The organism is Pseudalgibacter alginicilyticus, from assembly GCF_001310225.1.
GTDB lineage: Bacteria > Bacteroidota > Bacteroidia > Flavobacteriales > Flavobacteriaceae > Pseudalgibacter > Pseudalgibacter alginicilyticus.
The window spans coordinates 408244-429290 of the sequence record NZ_CP012898.1 but is presented as its reverse complement, the minus strand read 5'-3'; the positions used below and the strand labels follow the sequence as shown (position 1 = coordinate 429290).

The following is a 21047-nucleotide window of genomic DNA, read 5'->3' as shown; positions in this document are numbered from 1 at the left end:
TATGAAATTTATAAAACATCATATAATTGCTATGGCATTGCTTAGTTGTACTGTTGGAATTGCACAGCAATTACCACAATTTACCCAGTACATGTACAATACCATTTCTATAAACCCTGCTTATGCTGGAAGTAGAGAAGCTTTAAGTATTGTTGGATTACACAGAAGTCAATGGGTTGGCTTTAAAGGTGGCCCTATAACGCAAACACTTTCTATTCATACACCACTTCGTAAAAATAGAATTGGATTGGGCCTATCTTTTATAGAAGATGATCTTGGTCCTCAAAACTTCTCCTATTTATACGCTGATTTTTCATATACTATCCCTATTAGTACAGATTCAAAATTAGCCTTTGGTTTAAAAGGAGGATTTACTGGATTTACATTTGATACAGATTTTCGTCTAGATAATGATACAGATACATTTATATATGGTGTTGAAGACCGTTGGAGTCCTAATATGGGAGCAGGAATATATTGGCATTCTTCAAAATGGTATTTAGGCTTGTCAGCTCCAAGAATTTTTAACTCAGATTATAATAGAGCAAAAGAATACGAAGCTTTGGAACGTATAAGCTATTATTTTACAGGTGGCTATGTGTTTAATTTTACTGATAAACTTAAATTCAAACCTGCTTTTTTAATAAAAGCAACTAATGGTGCTCCAATTTCTTATGATTTAACGGCTAATTTCTTATTCAATGAAAAATTCTGGTTAGGAGGTTCCTATAGAATCAATGAAAAAACAGCTGCTATTGGTGGTATTATTGATTTTCAGGTATCAAGACAATTACGTGTAGGCTATGCTTATGAAAAACCAATTTCAGATATCGCAAGATATACTAGCGGAACACATGAGGTATTACTTATGTATGAATTTAAATTTATAAGCTCAAAATTAAAGTCACCAAGGTATTTCTAATACGAATTAAAACCTATGAAAATAAAAAGTCACATATTAATTTATCTTTTTTTATCATTCAGTTTGTCTGGTATTGCACAACAATCAAAACTTAAAAAAGCAGATACTTTATTTAATCAATTTTCTTTTGTTAAAGCTGTTGAACTATATAAGGAATTGGTAGCCAATAACTACGAAAGAGATTATGCTATTAGAAAATTGGCTGATAGTTATGATTTACTTAGAGACCCTAAAAATGCAAGCAGGTATTACAGACAAGCTGTTAGACAACCCAAAATACCAATAGAATATTATTACAACTTTGCAAAATCTCTAAGAGGTATCAGAGATTATAGAGAGGCCGAAATATGGATGCAACGCTATAAAGATTCTGGTGGTGTTGCTGAAACAGAAAATTACGGTAGAAGTGGCAATTTTATGCAAAACATTGAAAATGCAAAACAGGAATATTTTTTAAATAAAGTCCGTTTCAATTCAAAGTATAGTGATTTTGGTGCCTTTGAACATGATAATAAAATATACTTTACGTCTTCAAGAGACGTAGGTGTGTCAGTACAGCGTTTATATAGTTGGGATGAGCAACCTTTTTTAGATGTTTATGTTACTGAAAAAAATAGTAGAACTGTAGACCATGATTCTAAGTTAAAAGGGGATGTTAACTCTATTTATCACGATGGTCCTGTTACGATTAGTAAGGATGGAAACACAATGTATTTTTCACGTAATAATATTACAGAAAACGTACAAACAAATGATAAACAAGGGTTTAACCATATCAAAATATATAGAGCCACTAAAAAAGGAAATAGCTGGGGTAATATTGAAGATTTATCTATAAATAGTGATAACTATTCGGTTCAACATCCTGCCCTAAATAAAGATGATACCAAGTTATACTTTTCATCAGATATGCCAGGAGGATATGGAGGTTCAGATATATACGTTGTGGATATTTTCCCTGATGGCACCTTTGGAACTCCTGAAAATTTAGGAGGAATAGTAAACACTAAAAAATCTGAAGGAACCCCGTTTATTAATAATGAGGACACCTTATTTTTTGCTTCTGATGGTCACCAAGGCTTAGGCTTATTAGATGTGTACAGAACTATTGAAAATGAAGAAAATAAAATAATAGATGTTTTAAATTTAGGAGAACCCGTTAACTCAAATAGTGATGATTTTTCTTTTTTCATGAATCCGGATGGCTTATCTGGTTACTTTGCATCAGACAGACGAGGTGGACGTGGTAGTGATGATATTTATAGCTATTACAGAATTCCATTATTATATATTGAAGGCGTTGTAACCGATGCTATCAATAATAGACCTATTCCCTATTCTGAGATAACAATATTTGATGCTAAAAACAAGCAAATAGCTCATTTAACAACTGATGATTTTGGTTATTTTTCAATAAACATTGATAGGAATACAGATTATAAAATAGTAGCAAAACAGAAAAAATATATTGAGGACTTTAGAACTATTTCTACAAAAAATATAGAAACCAAAACACAAATTATTAAAGCAAACCTGTTACTAAACCCAATTCAAAATATTGAAGTTTTAGCAGATGTCAGTTCTCTTAATTCAATTTACTTTGACTATGACAAACATGAAATAAGAAAAGATGCCAAAATAGAACTCGATAAAATTGTTAATTTAATGAATAACGAGTATCCTAATATGATTATTAAAATTGAATCGCATACAGATTCAAGAGGCTCAATAGCTTATAATGATAACTTATCAAAGGACAGAGCTAATGCAACCTATAAATACCTTATATCAAGAGGTATAGATGCTTCCAGAATTACAGAACATAAAGGTTTTGGAGAGCGTAGACTAATCAATGGTTGCGATGACAATGCAGACTGTACAGAAACCGATCATCAATTAAATAGACGTACTCAATTTATAATCGTAAAAATGGAGTAAAACACCATTATATTAATTAAAATTTCCCAAATCTTTTAATTAAAATCACTACTCATGAAAACAAAAATCAACTTATTAGCCTGTCTCCTATTTTCCATTAGTTCAACAAGTTTTGCGCAACAAAACAGCCTTGATAAAGCTGATGCCTTGTTTAATAAATTTTCATTTTATAAAGCTACCAACGCCTATAAAGAACTTATAGAAAAAAACTATAACAAAGATTATGCATACAGACAATTAGCAGATTGTTACTCGTTCATGAGAAACCCTGATAGTGCAAGTGTATACTATAAAAAAACAGTAGTACAAAAGAATGTACCTGTTGAATATTTATATAATTATGCACAATCTTTAAGAGGTATAGGAAATTATGAAGCCTCTCGCACTTGGTTTGAAAACTATAAAAAACAAGGTGGATTAACCAATACAAGTATATTTTATAATGATGACGAATTTATCAATCGGATATACAATTCCAAACAACAATATTTTTTAAAAGATGTTATTTTTAATACTAAGTTAAGTGAATTTGGAGCTTATGAGCATCATGGAAATATCTATTTTACATCTACAAGAGATGCTGGCGTTGCTAAAAAATTTAAAAGTGGTTGGGATAATCAACCTTTTTTAGACATGTATGTAATCAAAAAAGGGAGTACTCATTCTGTTGTAGACAATAAGTATAAAATTAAAGGAAAAGTAAACAGTGTATATCACGACGGACCTTTAACTATTTCAAAAGATGGTAAAACCATGTATTTTTCAAGAAATAACTTCAAGAAAAACATACTTAAAACGGATAACCAAGAAATAGGAAATTTAAAAATATATCAAGCAACATTGGTTAACAATAAATGGAAAAAAATCAAAGAACTTTCATTTAATAACGATACCTATTCAACAGGACATCCTGCCTTAAATAATGATGGCACAAAACTATATTTTACATCTGATATGCCCGGCGGTTATGGTGGTACCGATATTTATTATGTAGATATTAATCCCAATGGCAGCATGGGAAAACCTAAAAATTTAGGTGAAATTGTTAACACTAAAAAAGATGAATCTTTTCCGTTTGTCAATAGTGAAAACACGCTATTTTTTTCTTCAGATGGTCATTTAGGTTTAGGTCTTTTAGATATTTTTGGAACAGTTGCTAACGAAAACAATGAGATAGTTAATGTGTTAAATTTAGGAATTCCCATAAATTCTAGTAAGGATGATTTTTCATTTTTTATGAATGAAGATGGCAATTCTGGATATTTTGCTTCAAATAGAAAAGAAGGTATTGGTAGTGATGATATTTATGCCTTTGATAGAACGCCACTTTTAAAAATTGAAAGTACTATTTTAAACAAAGAAGGATTACCTATTGAAAATGCAACCGTTATACTTTTAAATTCAGAAGGACATCAAGTAGCCCAATTACAATCTGATAAAAATGGCAAATTAGAAATTGGAATTGATAGAAATAGTGATTACACCATTAAAGTAGAAAAAGTATATTATATTCAGGATTCTAAAAAAGTAACTTCAAAAAATATTGATGATAAAACAACCATTATTAAAACACAATTTAATTTAAATCCTATTGTTAAAAAAGCTACTTTAATAGCTGAATTTTCTACTATTTATTTTGATTATGATGACGTTAAAATAAATAAAACCAGTATGAGAATATTAGATACCATGGCTGATTTATTAATTAATACTTTTCCTAACGTGACAATTAAAATTGAGTCACATACGGATGCAAGAGGCTCATATAAATACAACAAAATTTTATCAAACAAAAGAGCCCAAGCCACTTACAATTACCTCGTATCAAAAGGAGTCAATCCTTCTAGAATTACAGAATATACCGGTTTTGGTAAACAAAACTTATTGAATAATTGTGACAGCATACCTAATTGTAGTGAAGCACAACATCAATTAAATAGACGTACTCAAATATTTGTAAATGAAACAAACTAAAAACTTTAATTCGCATCCCATTTTTATGAGCTTAGTAAATTAATATTAACTTTTTAGCCTTGTAATGGAGAATACTTTTTAAATTAAACCATCAAAAGTCATTTCTTTTGGTGGTTTTTTCATTTATATTAGCAGTAATTATAATAATTGTAAAAATATTTGATAATGAAATTGAACTTACTACTCTTTATAAGTATAGCAATGCTAAGTTGTAATAATCAGAAAGAAATGAGTTCTATAAGTCCCGAAAATTGGTCTAAACGAGCTATAAACTTAAGTTTGAAAGATTCATTAGAATACGGCAAAACATATCTTTCTATTTATTCTCAAATATATAGTATGTCTGAACATAAAACTCATAACCTAACTTCAATGGTTAGTATGAGAAATACGAGCGATTCCGATACCATATATTTATTAAAATCTGAATACTTTGACACACACGGAAAATTAGTTAGAACCTATTTTGACCAACCTATTTATTTGGCTCCGTTAGAAACTACTGAAATTATAATTGATGAAGTAGACACCTCAGGCGGTACAGGATCTAACTTTATATTTGAGTGGAAAATTCCTAAAAACAGTTCAGAGCCTTTATTTGAAGGAATAATGACTTCAACAATGGGACAACAAGGCTTGTCATTTACAACCTCAGGAAACCGCATTAAATAATATTTACAATGCCAATTAATTGGCGTTTTCTTCATTAAAACTTTTATAAAAAGCTTTAATTGTTTTTTTAAGTTGATTGAGTGTTAACTTGTCACTTCAAGCTATACTAAACAAAATATTTTTTTATGTACTATTTTAAAACATACAACACGGATATTACTACGAGTTGTATCACTTTATTTTTTAATAAATATATTAGTATAATACCATTTACCATCAACACTTTCTTCAGCTGACACATCAAAGTTTGTAAAATCACCTTCGATATTGGCCTTATGTCCTTCACTTTTTAACCAAGCTTTAACTACCGTTTCTGCTGATGTATAACCATAAGCTACATTTTCTGACACAAATTTAGCTCCTGCATTTTCTTTTAAATATGAACTTCTCATAAAAAAATTATCATGAGAAACTATATTATTATCCACCATGTAATCTGTATGACTATAGGCTACAGATTTTACTAAACTCATATCTGATAGCGCATTTAATCCTAAAGATAATCTATGGCTATTAATTAACTCAAGTATTTCTACTTCAATGGGTTTAGTTTCTGTTGAAACAATATTTAATTGAACATCATTTGCTTTATCATCAAGACTGTCTGTTGTACAAGAAAAGCTAAAAATAGCTAACATTACAAGTAAGGGAAACTTTGTAAAAAACTTCATAATAGGTAGGTTAATAAGATTTGGTTTAGTAAAATTAACCGCCTATCCTGAAGTAATTGTTAATAAAATGTTAAAATCGATTAAAAACACACCGTTCAGCGATGTATTATGTTTTTAATCGATAAAATACACATTTAAGAATTCGTTTTGTAGTATTTAATCGTTGTTTTATGGAGATAGTCGATTTATTGACCAATTGTAATCTGCTTGAAGTAAGTATCTAATTCTATCATGCAACCTATTTGGTCGACCTTGCCAGAATTCCATTTCAAAGGGCTTAACAATATAACCTCCCCAAAATTCAGGACGAGGAATATCTTTACCTTCATAAGTATTTTCTAAATCAGATAATTTTTTTTCTAAAAACTCTCTACTATCAATAATGTCACTTTGATTGGAAACTACAGCTCCTAATTGACTGCCTCGTGGACGTGATTCAAAATAGCCATCACTTAAATTTTCTGCTATCTTTTCGGCTTTACCTTTAATAATAATCTGGCGTTCAGCTCCTGGCCAAAAAAATGACAAACACACATTTGGATTCACTGCAATAGCCTTCCCTTTTTCGCTGTTGTAATTTGTATAAAATATAAAACCTTCATAAGTGTATTTTTTAAGAAGTACCACCCTATTTTTAGGAAATCCATCCAAACCAAAAGTTGAAACTGTCATTGCATTCGTTTCATTTTCTGTAAAAAAACTATCTACTTCAAAAAACCATTTTTGAAATAACTCCATAGGGTTTTCTGGTACATCTTTTAAAAGCAATTCTTGCTTTTCATAAGACTTTCTGTAATTGCTTAAATCCTTTTCCATATCATACAAAATAACAAAAATATTTTTTTAAAGATTACAATTAGTTTTATAAAACTCATTAATTTAGTGCTTCTTTAAAAATAAATTATGGAATTTGAAAAATCCAAGTACAGCAAAATTTTAAATTATTACAAAATCGAAAAACCCTTTGGTAATTTTTATTTATGTGAGCACTTTTTTATTGCTGAATTAAGTGAAGGTATTCATTTTGATTGGAAAATGATTGAAAATGTTTCTGTTGACCTTATTGACTATTATGGAAATAAAACAAGCTTAGGATATATTTCAAATCGAATAAACTCATATTCCATAGACCCACATTTCTGGAACAAAATTGATAAAAAATATGGTATTTTTACAAATAGCGCTATTGTTTACTACAATGAAATGATGTATATGAATGCAACGTTAGAAAAGCAGTTTTCAAATATAAACATTAAACGCTGTATCAGTTTAGAAGAAGCCATCAACTGGGTTTTAGAGAAAGAAACAAATAAATAGTTTAAGATTATTTTCCTCTTCTAAAAATCAAAAGATTTTCCGTCTTTGGCTAATTTCACATTTTCAAAAACCGTTTTTGCTTCTGTTCTAAAATCTTCTAAATTATCATAACGAGAAGAGTAATGTCCTAAAATAAGTGTTTTTGCATTTGCATGTTTTGCAATAGAAGCAGCCTGTTTTGCTGTAGAGTGTTTTGTTTTTGGTGCTAAATGTGCATGTTTATCTAAAAAAGTAGATTCATGATACAATACGTCAACATCCTTTATTACTGGTATAATATCTTCTTTATAAACGGTATCACTACAAAAGGCATAACTTTTTGGCTTATCGCCTTTTGATGTTACTAACCTATTTTTTATAGTTTCACCATCTTCATTTTTAACATCAAAACCTTGTTTGAGTTTATTGTAATATGCTTTATCAATATTGGCATCTAATGCAGCTCCAATATTTAACTTACGTTCTCCTTCCTTTTCCTTAAACAGATATCCATTGGTATAAACACGATGCTCTAATGGAATGGTATATACTTCAACCAAGGCGTCTTCAAAGATAAGTTCAGAGCTATCAGATGATAATTCATGAAAAATCAAATTATAATTAGTCCAAGAATCTGCCAATTTCATTTGAAGAGTAATAACCTCTTTAATACCTTTTGGTCCATAAATATGCAAATCTGTTTCCCTTGTAAGGAGTCTAAATGTTGAGATTAAACCTACCAAACCGAAAAAATGATCACCATGTAAATGCGAAATAAAAATATGCTTAATACGATTGAACTTAATTTTATGTCGGCGTAATTCTACCTGTGTACCCTCTCCACAATCAATTAAAAACATGTGGTTATTTATTTCCAATACTTGAGATGTAGTATGTGTTGAAACTCTTGGAGTAGCACTGTAACAGCCTAATATGGTTAATTTCATTTTATTACGTTTTGTAGAGTCGCTGTTATTATTTACCCCAATAACTAACAACAAGCTTTTTAAAACCCTAAATCTCGTTCCATTTCCTCCATTTCAATAATATCATAAGCTTCCTGCTGTGTTGGAACTACAATAATTTCTTCAAGAGACTCTTCAAAATTTATTTTATTTGTAACAACAATAAACGAATGTTTTGCTGCCCTGTGGGTATTTGATATTTCAAGAAACTCAATAACATCTTGCTTTGTTATTTTATTAAGACTTGTTAAGTTTACAATTATATTATTGTTCTTAAATTTAGGGTATAAGGCCTGAATTTTTTTTACTAACTCAATTACTGTTGCTTTTTCTTGAGTAATAATTGAAATATTTCCGTCTTGACTAAGAATCATAATAATTTACTGTTTAATTTTTGATGCTAATAAATAAATAACAGCCATTCGAATGGCAACGCCATTTTGTACTTGCTCCAAAATAATGGACTGCTTGGAATCAGCAACATCACTTGTTATTTCAACACCTCTATTAATGGGACCTGGGTGCATGATGGTAATTTCTTTATTTAAAGAGTTTAACAACTCTTTGTTTACACCAAATTGCTGTGTATACTCTCGTGAAGAAGGAAAATAACTAATATCCATCCGTTCATTTTGAACACGAAGCATATTGGCTACATCGCACCAGTTTAACGCCTTACGTAAGTCTGTTTCAACTTTCACTCCTAATTTATCAATATATTTAGGAATAAGTGTTTGGGGGCCACATACCATTACATTTGCACCTTGCATTTGCAAAGCAAATATATTTGAAAGCGCTACACGACTGTGAAGAATATCTCCAACAATGACAACATTTTTACCACCAACATCACCTAATTTTTCACGTATTGAATATGAGTCCAATAGGGCTTGTGTAGGATGTTCATGCGCCCCATCTCCAGCATTTACAATACTCGCATTAACATGTTTTGATAAGAAAACACCAGCTCCTGGATTGGGGTGACGCATCACTACCATATCTACTTTCATAGATAAAATATTGTTTACCGTATCAATTAGTGTTTCTCCTTTTTTTACAGAAGATTGCGATGCAGAAAAATTAATGACATCTGCAGATAATCTTTTTTCTGCCAATTCAAAAGATAATTTTGTTCGGGTAGAATTTTCAAAAAATAAATTAGCAATGGTAATATCTCGAAGGGATGGCACTTTTTTAATAGGCCTATTAATAACTTCTTTAAAATGATCGGCAGTTTCAAAAATAAGTTGAATATCTTGTTTGGTCAGATATTTTATTCCTAATAAGTGATTGACACTTAATTCGCTCATTTTTTAATTGATTTAGTCTTTTATTTATTAATTAAATACACAGCATCCTCTCCTTCATTTTCCTGCCAATGTACTATAACTTTTTCTTTATTGATTGCATCAACCTGTCTGCCTCTGTAGTTAGGTTGTATGGGTAAATGTCTGCTAAAACGTCTATCTATTAACGTTAGCAATTCTATTTCATTAGGTCTACCAAATGATTGAATAGCGGTTAATGCAGCTCGAATACTTCTGCCTGTGTACAATACGTCGTCAATAAACACAATATTTTTATTTTCAACTAAAAAATTAATTTTTGTGGTATTGGCTTCAAGTGGCTTATCACCTCTTCTAAAATCATCTCTATAAAACGTAATGTCTAAATGCCCTAATGGAATGTTTTTAATTTTATAATCTTCTTCAAGAATTTTAGCTAACCTGTTGGCTACAAAAACACCACGAGGCTGTAAACCTATTAAAACCGTATTAGTAAAGTCGTTATGTTTTTCAATAAGTTGACAAGCCAATCGATGAAGAATGATGTTTACCTCTTTAGCGTTAAGTAAAACTTTTTGACTCATATACAATTATCCAAACTTGCTTGGTAAGCAAAGATAATGCAAAATTTGAGAAGTTAAAACCATAATTACTAAACTTTCCAAATACAAATTTACCACAGTCAAAGTAATCATATATCCTAAACATCATCATCATGACGTTCATTTACTTACCTTGTTATTACATATAAAAAAAGCCTTCAATTTTTTGAAGGCTTTAATTTATGAAATGTTTTTGGTAAAGACTATTTTTTAGCTTTAGTCGTTTTACCGTCCATTTTATCTTTAAGAGCTTGTAAAGCTTCGTTGGCATCCCCTAAAGTTGGTTTTGCTTCAGCAGCTTGAGCTTCTGCTTTCTTAACAGCTGCCTTGACGTTTGCAACTTCTTCAGCTTTAAAAATAGCTGTATGAGACGCTACAACACGTTTAAACTCTTTATTAAATTCAATGATTTTAAATTCGGCTTTATCGCCTTTTTTAAGTTTACTTCCATCTTCTTTTTCTAAATGACGAGAAGGAACAAAAGCAACAATATCTTCATTAAACTCAACAGTAGCACCTTTATCAACTATTTCAGAAATTTCAGCAGTATGAACAGTTTCTAAAGCAAAGTCTGTTTCGTATGCATCCCAAGGATTTTCAGTAGTTTGTTTGTGTCCTAAACTTAATTTACGACCTTCAACATCCAACTCTAATACTACAACATCTAATTTATCGCCAACTGAACAAAATTCAGATGGGTGCTTAATTTTCTTAGTCCAAGATAAATCAGAAATATAAATCAATCCATCAATACCTTCTTCTAATTCAACAAAAACACCAAAGTTTGTAAAGTTACGAACGATACCAACATGCTTAGAACCTACAGGATATTTACCTGTAATGTCTGTCCATGGGTCTGGAGTAATTTGTTTGATACCAAGAGACATTTTACGATCTTCTCTATCTAATGTTAGGATTACAGCTTCTACTTCATCTCCTACAGATACAAAATCCTGAGCTGAACGTAAATGTGTTGACCATGACATTTCTGATACGTGAATTAATCCTTCTACACCATCAGCAACTTCAATAAATGCACCATAATCTGCAATAACAACTACTTTACCTTTTACTTTATCTCCTACTTTTACAGTATCAGCTAAAGCTTCCCAAGGATGTTTAGATAATTGTTTAAGACCTAATTGGATTCTTGATTTATCTTCATCAAAATCAAGGATTACCACATTAAGTTTTTGGTCTAATTCAACTATTTCATTTGGATGATTAATACGAGACCAAGAAAGATCTGTAATGTGAATCAATCCATCAACACCACCAAGGTCAATAAATACACCGTAAGAAGTAATGTTTTTAACAACACCTTCTAATACTTGACCTTTTTCTAATTGACCAATAATTTCTTTCTTTTGTTCTTCAATATCTGCTTCAATTAAAGCTTTATGAGAAACGACTACGTTTTTGAATTCGTGGTTGATTTTAACAACTTTAAATTCCATAGTTTTATTTACGTACTGATCGTAATCTCTAATTGGTTTTACATCAATTTGAGAACCTGGTAAGAATGCTTCAATTCCAAAAACATCTACAATCATACCTCCTTTAGTTCTGCATTTAACAAAACCATTAACAATTTCACCAGTATCATGAGCTGCATTTACGCGATCCCATGCTTTAATAACACGTGCTTTTCTGTGAGATAATACTAATTGACCTGTAGCATCTTCACGTACATCAATTAATACTTCTACTTTATCACCAACTGCTAAGTTTGGATTGTAACGGAATTCGTTTAACGAAATAACACCTTCTGATTTTGCATTGATGTCAATAATTGCATCACGGTCAGAAATATGTACTACTACGCCAGTAACTACTTCATCGTCAAGTGTGTCAACAAAATTTTCTGCTACTAATTTTTCAAATTCTTTAAGTTGTTGATCATCAACCTCGTCAATACCTTCTTGATAATTGTGCCAGTTAAATTCTTTTAAAAACTTTTCAGGATTTGCTTTTGCTTCAGATACAACTGGAGCTTCTACTTGATTTGCTTCTTCTGATACTTCAGGATTAGCTTGATTTGCTTGTTCAGCCATTTAAGATAATTAAATATTGTAACTTATTTATTATAGATAAAATTACAATATGTTTTGTATTCTGCATGTTTACGGAAGATTTAAGCGATTAACACACAGAAGTGTTATTTTTATTTTTAGTTTCATTCCTTTCTATCATTCCGATGATTCGCTAAAAGGAGTGCAAAAATACATATTTTCAACAAATTAGCCTAATGTCTACAAAATATTTTAATCAATTGATTTTTAATTCTCTAAAAAAATAAGAAAAACAAACAAAATACCTGTCTAATTTCACTATATTTATAACGTTAATAATTCAAAAACAAGAAAACACAATGAAAGCAAAATACCAACAAGTACTGGATTTAGGTGAAGCACTAAACATTCAAAATGGTGATGTGAAAGAAGAAAACGGTGTTCTTAAAATAAAAGGGACTGCAAAAACTCAATATGAAAAAAACCTACTCTGGGACAAAATAAAAGAAATAGGAGGCGATACCCCTTCTGATATTCAAGCTGACATTAAAGTTGCGGATGATAGTGTTTACCACAGACATATTGTAAAAAGTGGGGAAACATTAGGGAAAATTGCTAAACAATATTATGGAAATGCCTCAAAATATCAAGATATTTTTAAAGCCAACTCTGATATTTTAAAGAATCCTGATATTATTCATCCTGATCAAGAATTGATTATTCCTAATTTATAAAATTTATATTTATACAACAATAAAAAAAGCGGCTTTTTGCCGCTTTTTTTATTGTTAAACCTGTACAAATACCTCTAATACAGAAATCACCCTATATTTTAGAAAAAAATCAGCTTACTACAGAAAAATCAAAATTTGATTTTATAAATATATATTATGTTTGTTTTTTCAATGTATATGCAACTTATTTTTAAAAATATCTTATTTGTAATACCTCTTTTTCTATTAGAATTAGTAGCTGCCCAAAACCCTGTTTTTAAACATATGGCGGATGTGTCCAATCTACCTGATGTTGAATTTTATGACGTTTTGGAAGATCATGAAAATTACATTTGGTTAGCTGCAAACAAAGGCTTGTACCGCTATGACGGTAAAACATACCAACGATTTAGTCACCCTAATCAAAAAGGTAACTCTTTATTTCAATTAAGTTTAGACAGTAACGGAATACTGTGGTGCAACAATATTTCTGGACAACTTTTTTACATAAAAAACAATAAATTAAACCTGTTTTTTGATGCCAGTCATTTAGTAAAAGGTCAACTGTCTCCTTTTGCAATTTCAGAAAATAACATTCGATTATTTACCACAACAGGCATTTATGACATACACCGAACCACTAAAAAAACCACTAAAATTTTTAACGGCTTTTGTTTTAGCAGTGCAAACTATGCTTCAACCAATTATGCTTTTACTACTGATATAGAAAGCGATACAAAACGACACCAGGTTTATAAATTGGAGGGAACAAAAACGATTCCAATATTAGAAATTAAAAATTCTAAACTCATACAATCACCACTATTATTTGCTTTTAAAAATGCCATATTCTTAACCTACAAAAGCGATTCTGAAAATATTATTTACTTTATAAATAAGGCTAATAACACAGCTAAAAAGTTAGCCACCCCTAAACAGATAAAAGAAGAAACTATTTATAATCTTTTAAGTTTTGGAGACACCTATTGGTTTTTAACCACTTCTGGTATATTTGTTTATGATTTTAAAAATGGAGCCTTCATCTTTAAAGAACAGCTATTTCAAACCGAATCTATTACTGATGTTGAATTAGATTTCAACAATAATTATTGGTTTACAACCTTAGATCATGGCGTTTTTGTATCTCCAAATTTAAACATCAGACGTATAGAGTTAGAAGCCATAAAATCTAAAGTCACAACCTCTTGCGCATTATCCAACAATCAATTTGTATTAGCCACAAATGATGGCAAACTTTTATTCTACAACCACTCCAATCATATTAAAACATTACAATTACCAGGAAAAAAAATTATAGGGAATTTATTTCACGATATTGAAAAACAACTGTTAATAATTAGCATCAATGCATCAGAATCATTTGTAATGGACTTAAAAACCAATAAAATTATAGATGCAAAAAACAAATTTGCGGTAGCTAAAACTTTTTCAAAAATAAACAAGAACACCTTGTTTTATGGAAATTATAAAGAAGGTATCGTTTATAAAAATCCATTTTCACTATCAGAAAAAAAAGTAATTAGTTCTAATCGTGTAAAAGCCTCTATAGTAAATAATAATAAACTTTTTGTTTCCTATATTAATGGTGTTTTTAAATACGATTTAAACACATATACTGCATTAGAGTTAAAACTAAACCAAAACAGTTTAATAGTTGATGCCATTGCCAAAACGGAAAATACAATCTGGATGTCAACACAACACAATGGTTTATTAAAATTTGAAAATAATACACTTTCAAAATCGGTAATCTCACTTCCAAAACCTTTAGAGATAAACACTTTAAAATCGGATAGTGTTTTTTTATGGGTTTCTACCAACAAAGGCTTATATCGCTACCATACAAAAGACCATAATTTAAAATTTTTAAGCGATCAAGACGGACTAAACACTACTATAAATGATTTTCTAATCCTTAAAGATTTTATTGTATTAATTTTTCCCAAAGCATTTTATATACTCCAAAAAAACAAGGGGTTATTCAAGGCTTTTAAAACATCCAAAATAAAAATAGAAGCGGTAAGCATTAATGACTTAGACACCTTATTACAAGCCAATTACAAATTACCATACAACCTTAATAAAATTGGTGTTTCATTCAACTCTAACGGGTTTCAATCTAACCAACATGTTAAATATCAATACCGTGTAAAGCAGATTGATACAAGCTGGAAAAACATCCCTTTACACACACACTTTGTCAATTTTAATAGTCTATCTAGTGGCACATATACTTTTGAACTTAAAGCTAAAAACATCAGTGCTAAAACACCTGTTTTTGCTACACCAATTACTTTTATAATAACAAAACCATTCTGGGAAACCTATTGGTTTTACGGTTTGGTTTTAACATCTATTATTGGGGTGTTTTGGTTGTATTTTAGATGGAGATTACAACAAAAAGAAGCACAACGCATTGCTGAAATTGATAAAATTTTAATAGATAAAAAAATAACTAATTTAAGATTAGAAAATCTGCGTTCGCAAATGAATCCGCATTTTATTTTCAATGCTTTAAATTCTATTCAAGATTACATTATTTCGAACGAAAAAGAATTGGCAAGCTCGTATTTAGTGAAGTTTAGCCGATTAATTAGAATCTATTTAGATTACAGCCAGCAAAACGAAATTACATTAGCAGAAGAATTAAACGCTTTAAAACTGTATCTAGAATTAGAAAAAGTTCGTTTTGAAGATGAATTGGAATACCAAATTTCTATTGATAATCTGTTAAATACAAATCAAATAAAAGTACCGTCATTATTCATTCAACCCTATGTTGAAAATGCACTTAAACACGGATTACTACACAAATTAAACGACCGAAAATTACATATTGAAGCTAAAATAATTCAGCAAAATAAATTACAAATTACGGTTGAAGATAACGGAATTGGTCGTGCACACTCCGAAAAATTAAAACGACCAAACCAACAACACAAACCCTTTGCTACCAAAGCAAACAAAGAACGTGTACACCTTTATAAAAACAAATTAAAACGTGATATAACCATTACTACCAACGATTTGTATGACAAAAATAACGAAGCTGCAGGTACAAAAGTGGTCATCACCATGCCAATACATTAAAATATGAAAGCGATAATTATAGACGATGAAAAACACGCCAGACATTTACTATCCAACCTGCTAACCGAACATTGCGCAAGTATTACTAGCATTGAAGAAGCGCAAGATTTAGCATCTGGTGTAGATTTGATTAAAACCAGTAAACCAGACGTTGTTTTTTTAGATATTGAAATGCCAAATCAGTCTGGATTAGACATTTTAGAATATTTTCCAAACCAGATAGATTTTAAAATCATTTTCGTGACGGCATACAATCAATACGCGATTGAAGCTTTCAAACTGTCGGCTGTAGATTATTTGTTAAAACCAGTGGACACAACCGAGTTAAAAGAAGCTGTTTTAAAAGCTGAAGAAGCCATAAAAGCCAACAATTTAAATGACCAATTAAACAAGTTACGAGACTCGTTAAGGCAACTCTCAATGGACAAAATTGCTTTAGAAATTCCTAAAGGCATCATGTTCGCCTCACACAATGATATTGTATATTTTGAAGCTGATGGTATGTACACCAACGTACAACTTATTGATCGCAAACAAAAAACCATTTGCAAACCATTGAAGCATTTTGTTGAGCAATTAGAACGCAATGCGATGTTTTTTAAATGTCATCGTTCGTATTTAATCAACTTAAAATATGTTGATGAATTGGTTAAAGACGATGGCGATTATTTATTAATGAACAATCAAAAGCGCATCCCAATTTCAAAATCTAAACGCGATCAGTTTCTTGAAGTGATTAAGGAAACGTTCATGTGATTTATTTGAAATTTCTGAAATTCCTTCAGAAAAAAAAACCTCAATTTTAGAAAAAACCAAATTAAGAATAGTGGTTAAGGACTTTATTTTGAAGTCTATTAAACACAATTCTTATGAAAAAAATAGTTTTATTATTCGTTTTGGCATTATGCTACAACGTCTCTCATGCCCAATTTGGTAACATGCTTAAAAAGAAAGCAAAAGCAGCAGTAGAGAAGAAATTAGATAAAAAAGAAACGAGCAGTTCATCTTCAAAATCGGAACACGCTTCAGGAATGGTTGGCAGTTCTTCAACTGAAAGTTCGTCAAAAACCGAATATACCGATGAAGAATTTAAAGCAGAATTAGCTAAAAAGTATCCAAACGACCAAGCGAAGCAAGATTTATACTATCAAAAATATCTTGAGAAAAAGCAACAAGAAGCAGACGCTAATAAGCCAAAATCAGCTAATACAGTAAGTGATGATTTTTTATACATGTCGTACCCGTTTGCTATGACCAAAGGTATGAGTGCAGTTGATGTTGATCGCGTAAAAATAAGGCGCCAAATGACAGACATGGGCGATAATGTAGACTTGTTGCCTGCACAAGATCCAGATTATGCATGGTTACGCTTTTTAACAACACCAGAACTGGTAGCTATGTCACCAGAAGGTTATGTTGGTTACGAGTTGGTTTCAGGAATGTTTACAACTAAAGTAGGTGCAGACCGATCGCAAACTTTAGAACTTGGTACAGGTATGCCAATTTTAGTAAGAGGAATGTTAATTGCAGACGATGTTTTTGTTATTTATGCCGCATCACACCAAGGCGGACATGCATTTAATGTACCATCATACATGATTCAAGATGATATTACCATTCTAAATGTGATTGGTAAAGGTGAGCAACAATTTCATTTAGATTGGTTAGAAAGAGCCAAACCAATTGTAAAAGAATTTGAAGCGACGTTAAAAGCCAATTATGATGCTGCTGCAAAATCAACTATGGATGCTATAAAAATGCCAAAAGCAGGTAGCATGAATAGTAATGCTTCATTAGTGAGTTTTGCTAAAGAAAATGTATCTAAAACCATTGCAAAAGATGGTGCAAAACTTCTAAAGTTAAATATAGAATCTAACGACTGGAGTATTGTAAAAAACAAATACACAGGTCGTATTTTATACCGTTGGATTAAAGGCGCATTCACAGAAAAAAATAAAAATAACGACTGCTATTTACAAGGTTTTTTAATCAAGCAACAGTACAATGGTAGTGGTTATGGTAGTTCACAATTTGGCGGAATTATTCACGGACAAATGCCTTACGGACAAAAAATGAACTGCGAATAATGAATATACGCTATTAACCTAAAGTTTTTAAAGTCTGCTTTTTTAAGCAGGCTTTTTTATTTGTTTAAAGTATAAGATTAATCTTTATTATTTATTCAGAAAGAAATTAGACCTATTCAGAAAAAAGCAAATTGAAAACCTTTAAAAGTGAAGTTATTTTGTTGTTGAATATTAATCTCAATTACAATGAAAAAAACTTTACTCTTTTTAACCTTTTTAATAGCGACTGCATCGTATAGCATACATGCACAAAATGTAAATATTCCCGATGCTAATTTTAAAGCATATCTTGTTGGAAATCCAGCTATTAATACAAATGGTGACTCTGAAATATCAGTTACTGAAGCACAGGCTTTTTCAGGTGAATTATTAATTAATGGTTTGTCAATTTCAGACTTAACAGGGATAGAAAAATTTATAAACATTACACGATTAGATTGTTACAATAATAATTTAACGTCTTTAGATGTTAGTAATAATTTGGCATTAACGCGTTTAGATTGCTATAGCAATAATTTAACGTCATTAGATGTTAGTAATAATTTAGCATTAACACGTTTACACTGTTCTGATAACCAAATTGAAACCTTAGATATTAGCGCTAATACACTAATTACAGATATTCAATGTCATAATAATGGCGTTTTAAGTGAGTTAAACATTGCCAATGGTAATAACAGTAACATTAACTGGATGAAAGCCTATGGTAATAGTTTATCATGTATTCAAATAGATGCTGGTTTTACACCACCAGCAGATGAAGGAATATACAGCCAAGGTTGGACCAAAGGTAGCTCTGCAATTTATAGTGAAGACTGTGTTGCGTTAAATCAAATAGTAAACATTCCAGATGCTAATTTTAAAAGTTATTTAGTAAACAATAATAGTATCAATTTAAATGGTGATACTGAAATCTCTGTGGCTGAAGCACAAGCTACAACAGAGCTATTTATCAATGGTTTGTCAATTTCAGATTTAACAGGTATTGAAGCTTTTACTAATTTAACGCGTTTAGATTGTTACACAAATAATTTAACGACTATAGATGTTAGTAACAACTTATCATTAACACGTTTGCATTGTGCTGATAATCAAATTGAAACTTTAGATATTAGTGCCAATACGCAGATTACAGACATACAATGTCATAACAACGGTGTTTTATACCAATTAAATATAGCTAATGGTAATAACAGCAATATAAACTGGATGAAAGCTTATGGTAATCCAAGTTTAACTTGTATTCAAGTTGATGCAGGCTTTTCGCCACCAGCAAACAGCGGTCAGTATGTTGCAGGTTGGACTAAAGATAATCAAACAAGTTATAGCGAAAATTGTATACCAGCAGTTTATTATGTAGATGCAAATGCAACAGGCGCAAACGATGGTAGCTCATGGACAGATGCTTTTACAAACGTAACAGACGCTTTAGCACTTACCAATTTAAATGATGCTGTATGGGTCGCAAAAGGAACATATACATTAGCAGATAAAAATACGCCAATAGCTGTTAGTACAAACGAAGTAGATATTATTGGAGGTTTTGCAGGAACTGAATCTACTTTAGTTGATAGAGACTTAACTGCTATTCATACTATAAATGCAACCATTTTTACAGGTGATATTAATGGTGATGATATTTCAGGTGATTTTTCTTCAAACAAAACAGATAATGCGGAGCGTTTATTTGAAGTAACAGCTAGTGATGTGACTTTTGATGGGATTATTTTTGAAAATATTTACGATACATCTACATCTGGTGGTGTTGAAGAAAACGGCGTAATCTTTATTCCTAATAGTTCAAGTATTAATAACTTAAAAATTAAAAATTCGGTAATACGAAATAATTATTCTAATGATTATTTGCTTAAAATTAGAACATTAAACGGAGGATTACTTATTGAAAATACCAAGTTTGTAAATAATACAATTGTTAATAAAGGATTGGTTTATGTGCAATCTGATAGTACAAACGGTTATATTTTTACACGTTGGGCAAACGTTTTAGTGGCAGATAACGATATTAATGTTGCGGCCTTAGATATTTACAGATCAGATTGGAATAACGGAAACACTTTAGATGTTGTAATTAACAATAGTACGTTTGTTAATAACGATTATAACGGTACTTATGGTAATTCTATTACTGCATCAGGTAATGGAAGTGTCAACCTAAATGTTAATAATTCTATTTTTTGGGAGAATACTGTTAATGGAGCAGCAGCAACTAGAGATATTTCTTATGGTGCGGAACGTTATTACGATGTGTTTATTAAAAATACCATTGCAGCAGTACCTTCAAATGCTGGAACTTACGGAACGTTTTCAACGACTGACCTAACCACGTTAGATCCGGCTACTGATAATTTAAATTTAGATGCAGAATACAAACCAACATCTGCTTCAAATTATATCATAGACCAAGGAGATAATTCACTTTATGATGTCGCTTTATTTGGTGATTTAGACCTATCTGGTAATGAAAGAATTATAAATACTACAATAGATTTAGGAGCTTATGAATACAATTCAACATTAGGAATTGATGATGTATCTTTAAATACAAATTCAGTAAAACTATACCCAAATCCAGCAAGCGACAAATTGTTTATTAGTACAACGGCACAAGTAGAACGTCTTGTTATTTACAATATCAATGGTCAATTGGTAAAGCAAACAAATGCACTAGCAAACGGTGTTGATGTATCTCAGTTACCAAGCGGTTTATATATGGTGCAAATACAAACAAATATCAATACTACAACTCAAAAATTCCTTAAAAAATAAGTCCATATTTT

At 30.7% G+C, this 21047-nt stretch carries 17 protein-coding genes; 10 read left to right on the top strand and 7 right to left on the bottom strand.

Annotated features, from left to right (window positions below; all coding sequences use genetic code 11):
- The first annotated feature begins 1 nt into the window (after position 1).
- The 4 genes from APS56_RS01700 (at position 2) to APS56_RS01685 (ending at position 5506) form a co-directional block, all read left to right on the top strand.
- On the top strand, positions 2–922 hold the full coding sequence (locus APS56_RS01700; RefSeq protein ID WP_054724172.1) for a PorP/SprF family type IX secretion system membrane protein: 921 nt from the start codon (positions 2–4) through the stop codon (positions 920–922).
- Positions 923–937: 15 nt separating this feature from the next.
- Positions 938–2860, top strand: a complete 1923-nt coding sequence (locus APS56_RS01695; RefSeq protein WP_054724171.1) for an OmpA family protein — start codon at positions 938–940, stop codon at positions 2858–2860.
- A 54-nt stretch (positions 2861–2914) separates the two neighbouring features.
- Positions 2915–4834: an OmpA family protein gene (locus APS56_RS01690; protein WP_054724169.1), complete on the top strand. Its 1920-nt coding sequence runs from the start codon at positions 2915–2917 to the stop codon at positions 4832–4834.
- A gap of 165 nt (positions 4835–4999) precedes the next feature.
- Positions 5000–5506 (top strand): DUF3124 domain-containing protein, encoded by a 507-nt coding sequence (locus APS56_RS01685; RefSeq protein ID WP_054724167.1) that lies wholly within the window; start codon positions 5000–5002, stop codon positions 5504–5506.
- Positions 5507–5682: 176 nt separating this feature from the next.
- Here the strand turns inward: APS56_RS01685 and APS56_RS01680 are convergent, their stop codons facing one another.
- Positions 5683–6177, bottom strand: coding sequence for a CAP domain-containing protein (locus tag APS56_RS01680; RefSeq protein ID WP_054724165.1), 495 nt, complete (start codon positions 6175–6177; stop codon positions 5683–5685).
- A gap of 168 nt (positions 6178–6345) precedes the next feature.
- The gene (gene pdxH, locus APS56_RS01675; RefSeq protein WP_054724163.1) at positions 6346–6993 is read right to left on the bottom strand and encodes a pyridoxamine 5'-phosphate oxidase; all 648 of its coding nucleotides are present in this window, start codon (positions 6991–6993) and stop codon (positions 6346–6348) included.
- 87 nt (positions 6994–7080) lie between these two features.
- Here pdxH and APS56_RS01670 point away from each other — a divergent pair, with 87 nt between their 5' ends.
- Complete coding sequence (locus APS56_RS01670) at positions 7081–7494, top strand: hypothetical protein (RefSeq protein WP_054724161.1); 414 nt, start codon at positions 7081–7083, stop codon at positions 7492–7494.
- Positions 7495–7514: 20 nt separating this feature from the next.
- On the opposite strand, the gene APS56_RS01665 is transcribed toward APS56_RS01670, so the two are convergent.
- The 5 genes from APS56_RS01665 to rpsA form a co-directional block, all read right to left on the bottom strand.
- Complete coding sequence (locus APS56_RS01665) at positions 7515–8420, bottom strand: ribonuclease Z (protein ID WP_054731068.1); 906 nt, start codon at positions 8418–8420, stop codon at positions 7515–7517.
- A gap of 59 nt (positions 8421–8479) precedes the next feature.
- On the bottom strand, positions 8480–8812 hold the full coding sequence (locus tag APS56_RS01660) for a hypothetical protein (protein WP_054724159.1): 333 nt from the start codon (positions 8810–8812) through the stop codon (positions 8480–8482).
- A gap of 6 nt (positions 8813–8818) precedes the next feature.
- A complete protein-coding gene (locus APS56_RS01655; RefSeq protein WP_054724157.1) occupies positions 8819–9748 on the bottom strand; it encodes an aspartate carbamoyltransferase catalytic subunit in 930 nt (309 codons plus the stop codon).
- 20 nt (positions 9749–9768) lie between these two features.
- Positions 9769–10308: a bifunctional pyr operon transcriptional regulator/uracil phosphoribosyltransferase PyrR gene (pyrR, locus tag APS56_RS01650; RefSeq protein WP_054724156.1), complete on the bottom strand. Its 540-nt coding sequence runs from the start codon at positions 10306–10308 to the stop codon at positions 9769–9771.
- Positions 10309–10529: 221 nt separating this feature from the next.
- The gene (gene rpsA / locus APS56_RS01645) at positions 10530–12380 is read right to left on the bottom strand and encodes a 30S ribosomal protein S1 (protein WP_054724153.1); all 1851 of its coding nucleotides are present in this window, start codon (positions 12378–12380) and stop codon (positions 10530–10532) included.
- A 317-nt stretch (positions 12381–12697) separates the two neighbouring features.
- Here rpsA and APS56_RS01640 point away from each other — a divergent pair, with 317 nt between their 5' ends.
- From APS56_RS01640 to APS56_RS01620, 5 genes are all read left to right on the top strand, one after another.
- The gene (locus tag APS56_RS01640; protein WP_054724151.1) at positions 12698–13072 is read left to right on the top strand and encodes a LysM peptidoglycan-binding domain-containing protein; all 375 of its coding nucleotides are present in this window, start codon (positions 12698–12700) and stop codon (positions 13070–13072) included.
- Positions 13073–13228: 156 nt separating this feature from the next.
- Positions 13229–16162: a sensor histidine kinase gene (locus tag APS56_RS01635; protein ID WP_236778448.1), complete on the top strand. Its 2934-nt coding sequence runs from the start codon at positions 13229–13231 to the stop codon at positions 16160–16162.
- A 3-nt stretch (positions 16163–16165) separates the two neighbouring features.
- On the top strand, positions 16166–16918 hold the full coding sequence (locus APS56_RS01630; RefSeq protein WP_054724149.1) for a LytR/AlgR family response regulator transcription factor: 753 nt from the start codon (positions 16166–16168) through the stop codon (positions 16916–16918).
- A 113-nt stretch (positions 16919–17031) separates the two neighbouring features.
- On the top strand, positions 17032–18249 hold the full coding sequence (locus APS56_RS01625) for a hypothetical protein (protein ID WP_054724147.1): 1218 nt from the start codon (positions 17032–17034) through the stop codon (positions 18247–18249).
- Positions 18250–18435: 186 nt separating this feature from the next.
- Positions 18436–21036, top strand: a complete 2601-nt coding sequence (locus APS56_RS01620) for a T9SS type A sorting domain-containing protein (protein ID WP_054724145.1) — start codon at positions 18436–18438, stop codon at positions 21034–21036.
- The last annotated feature ends 11 nt before the right edge of the window (positions 21037–21047 follow it).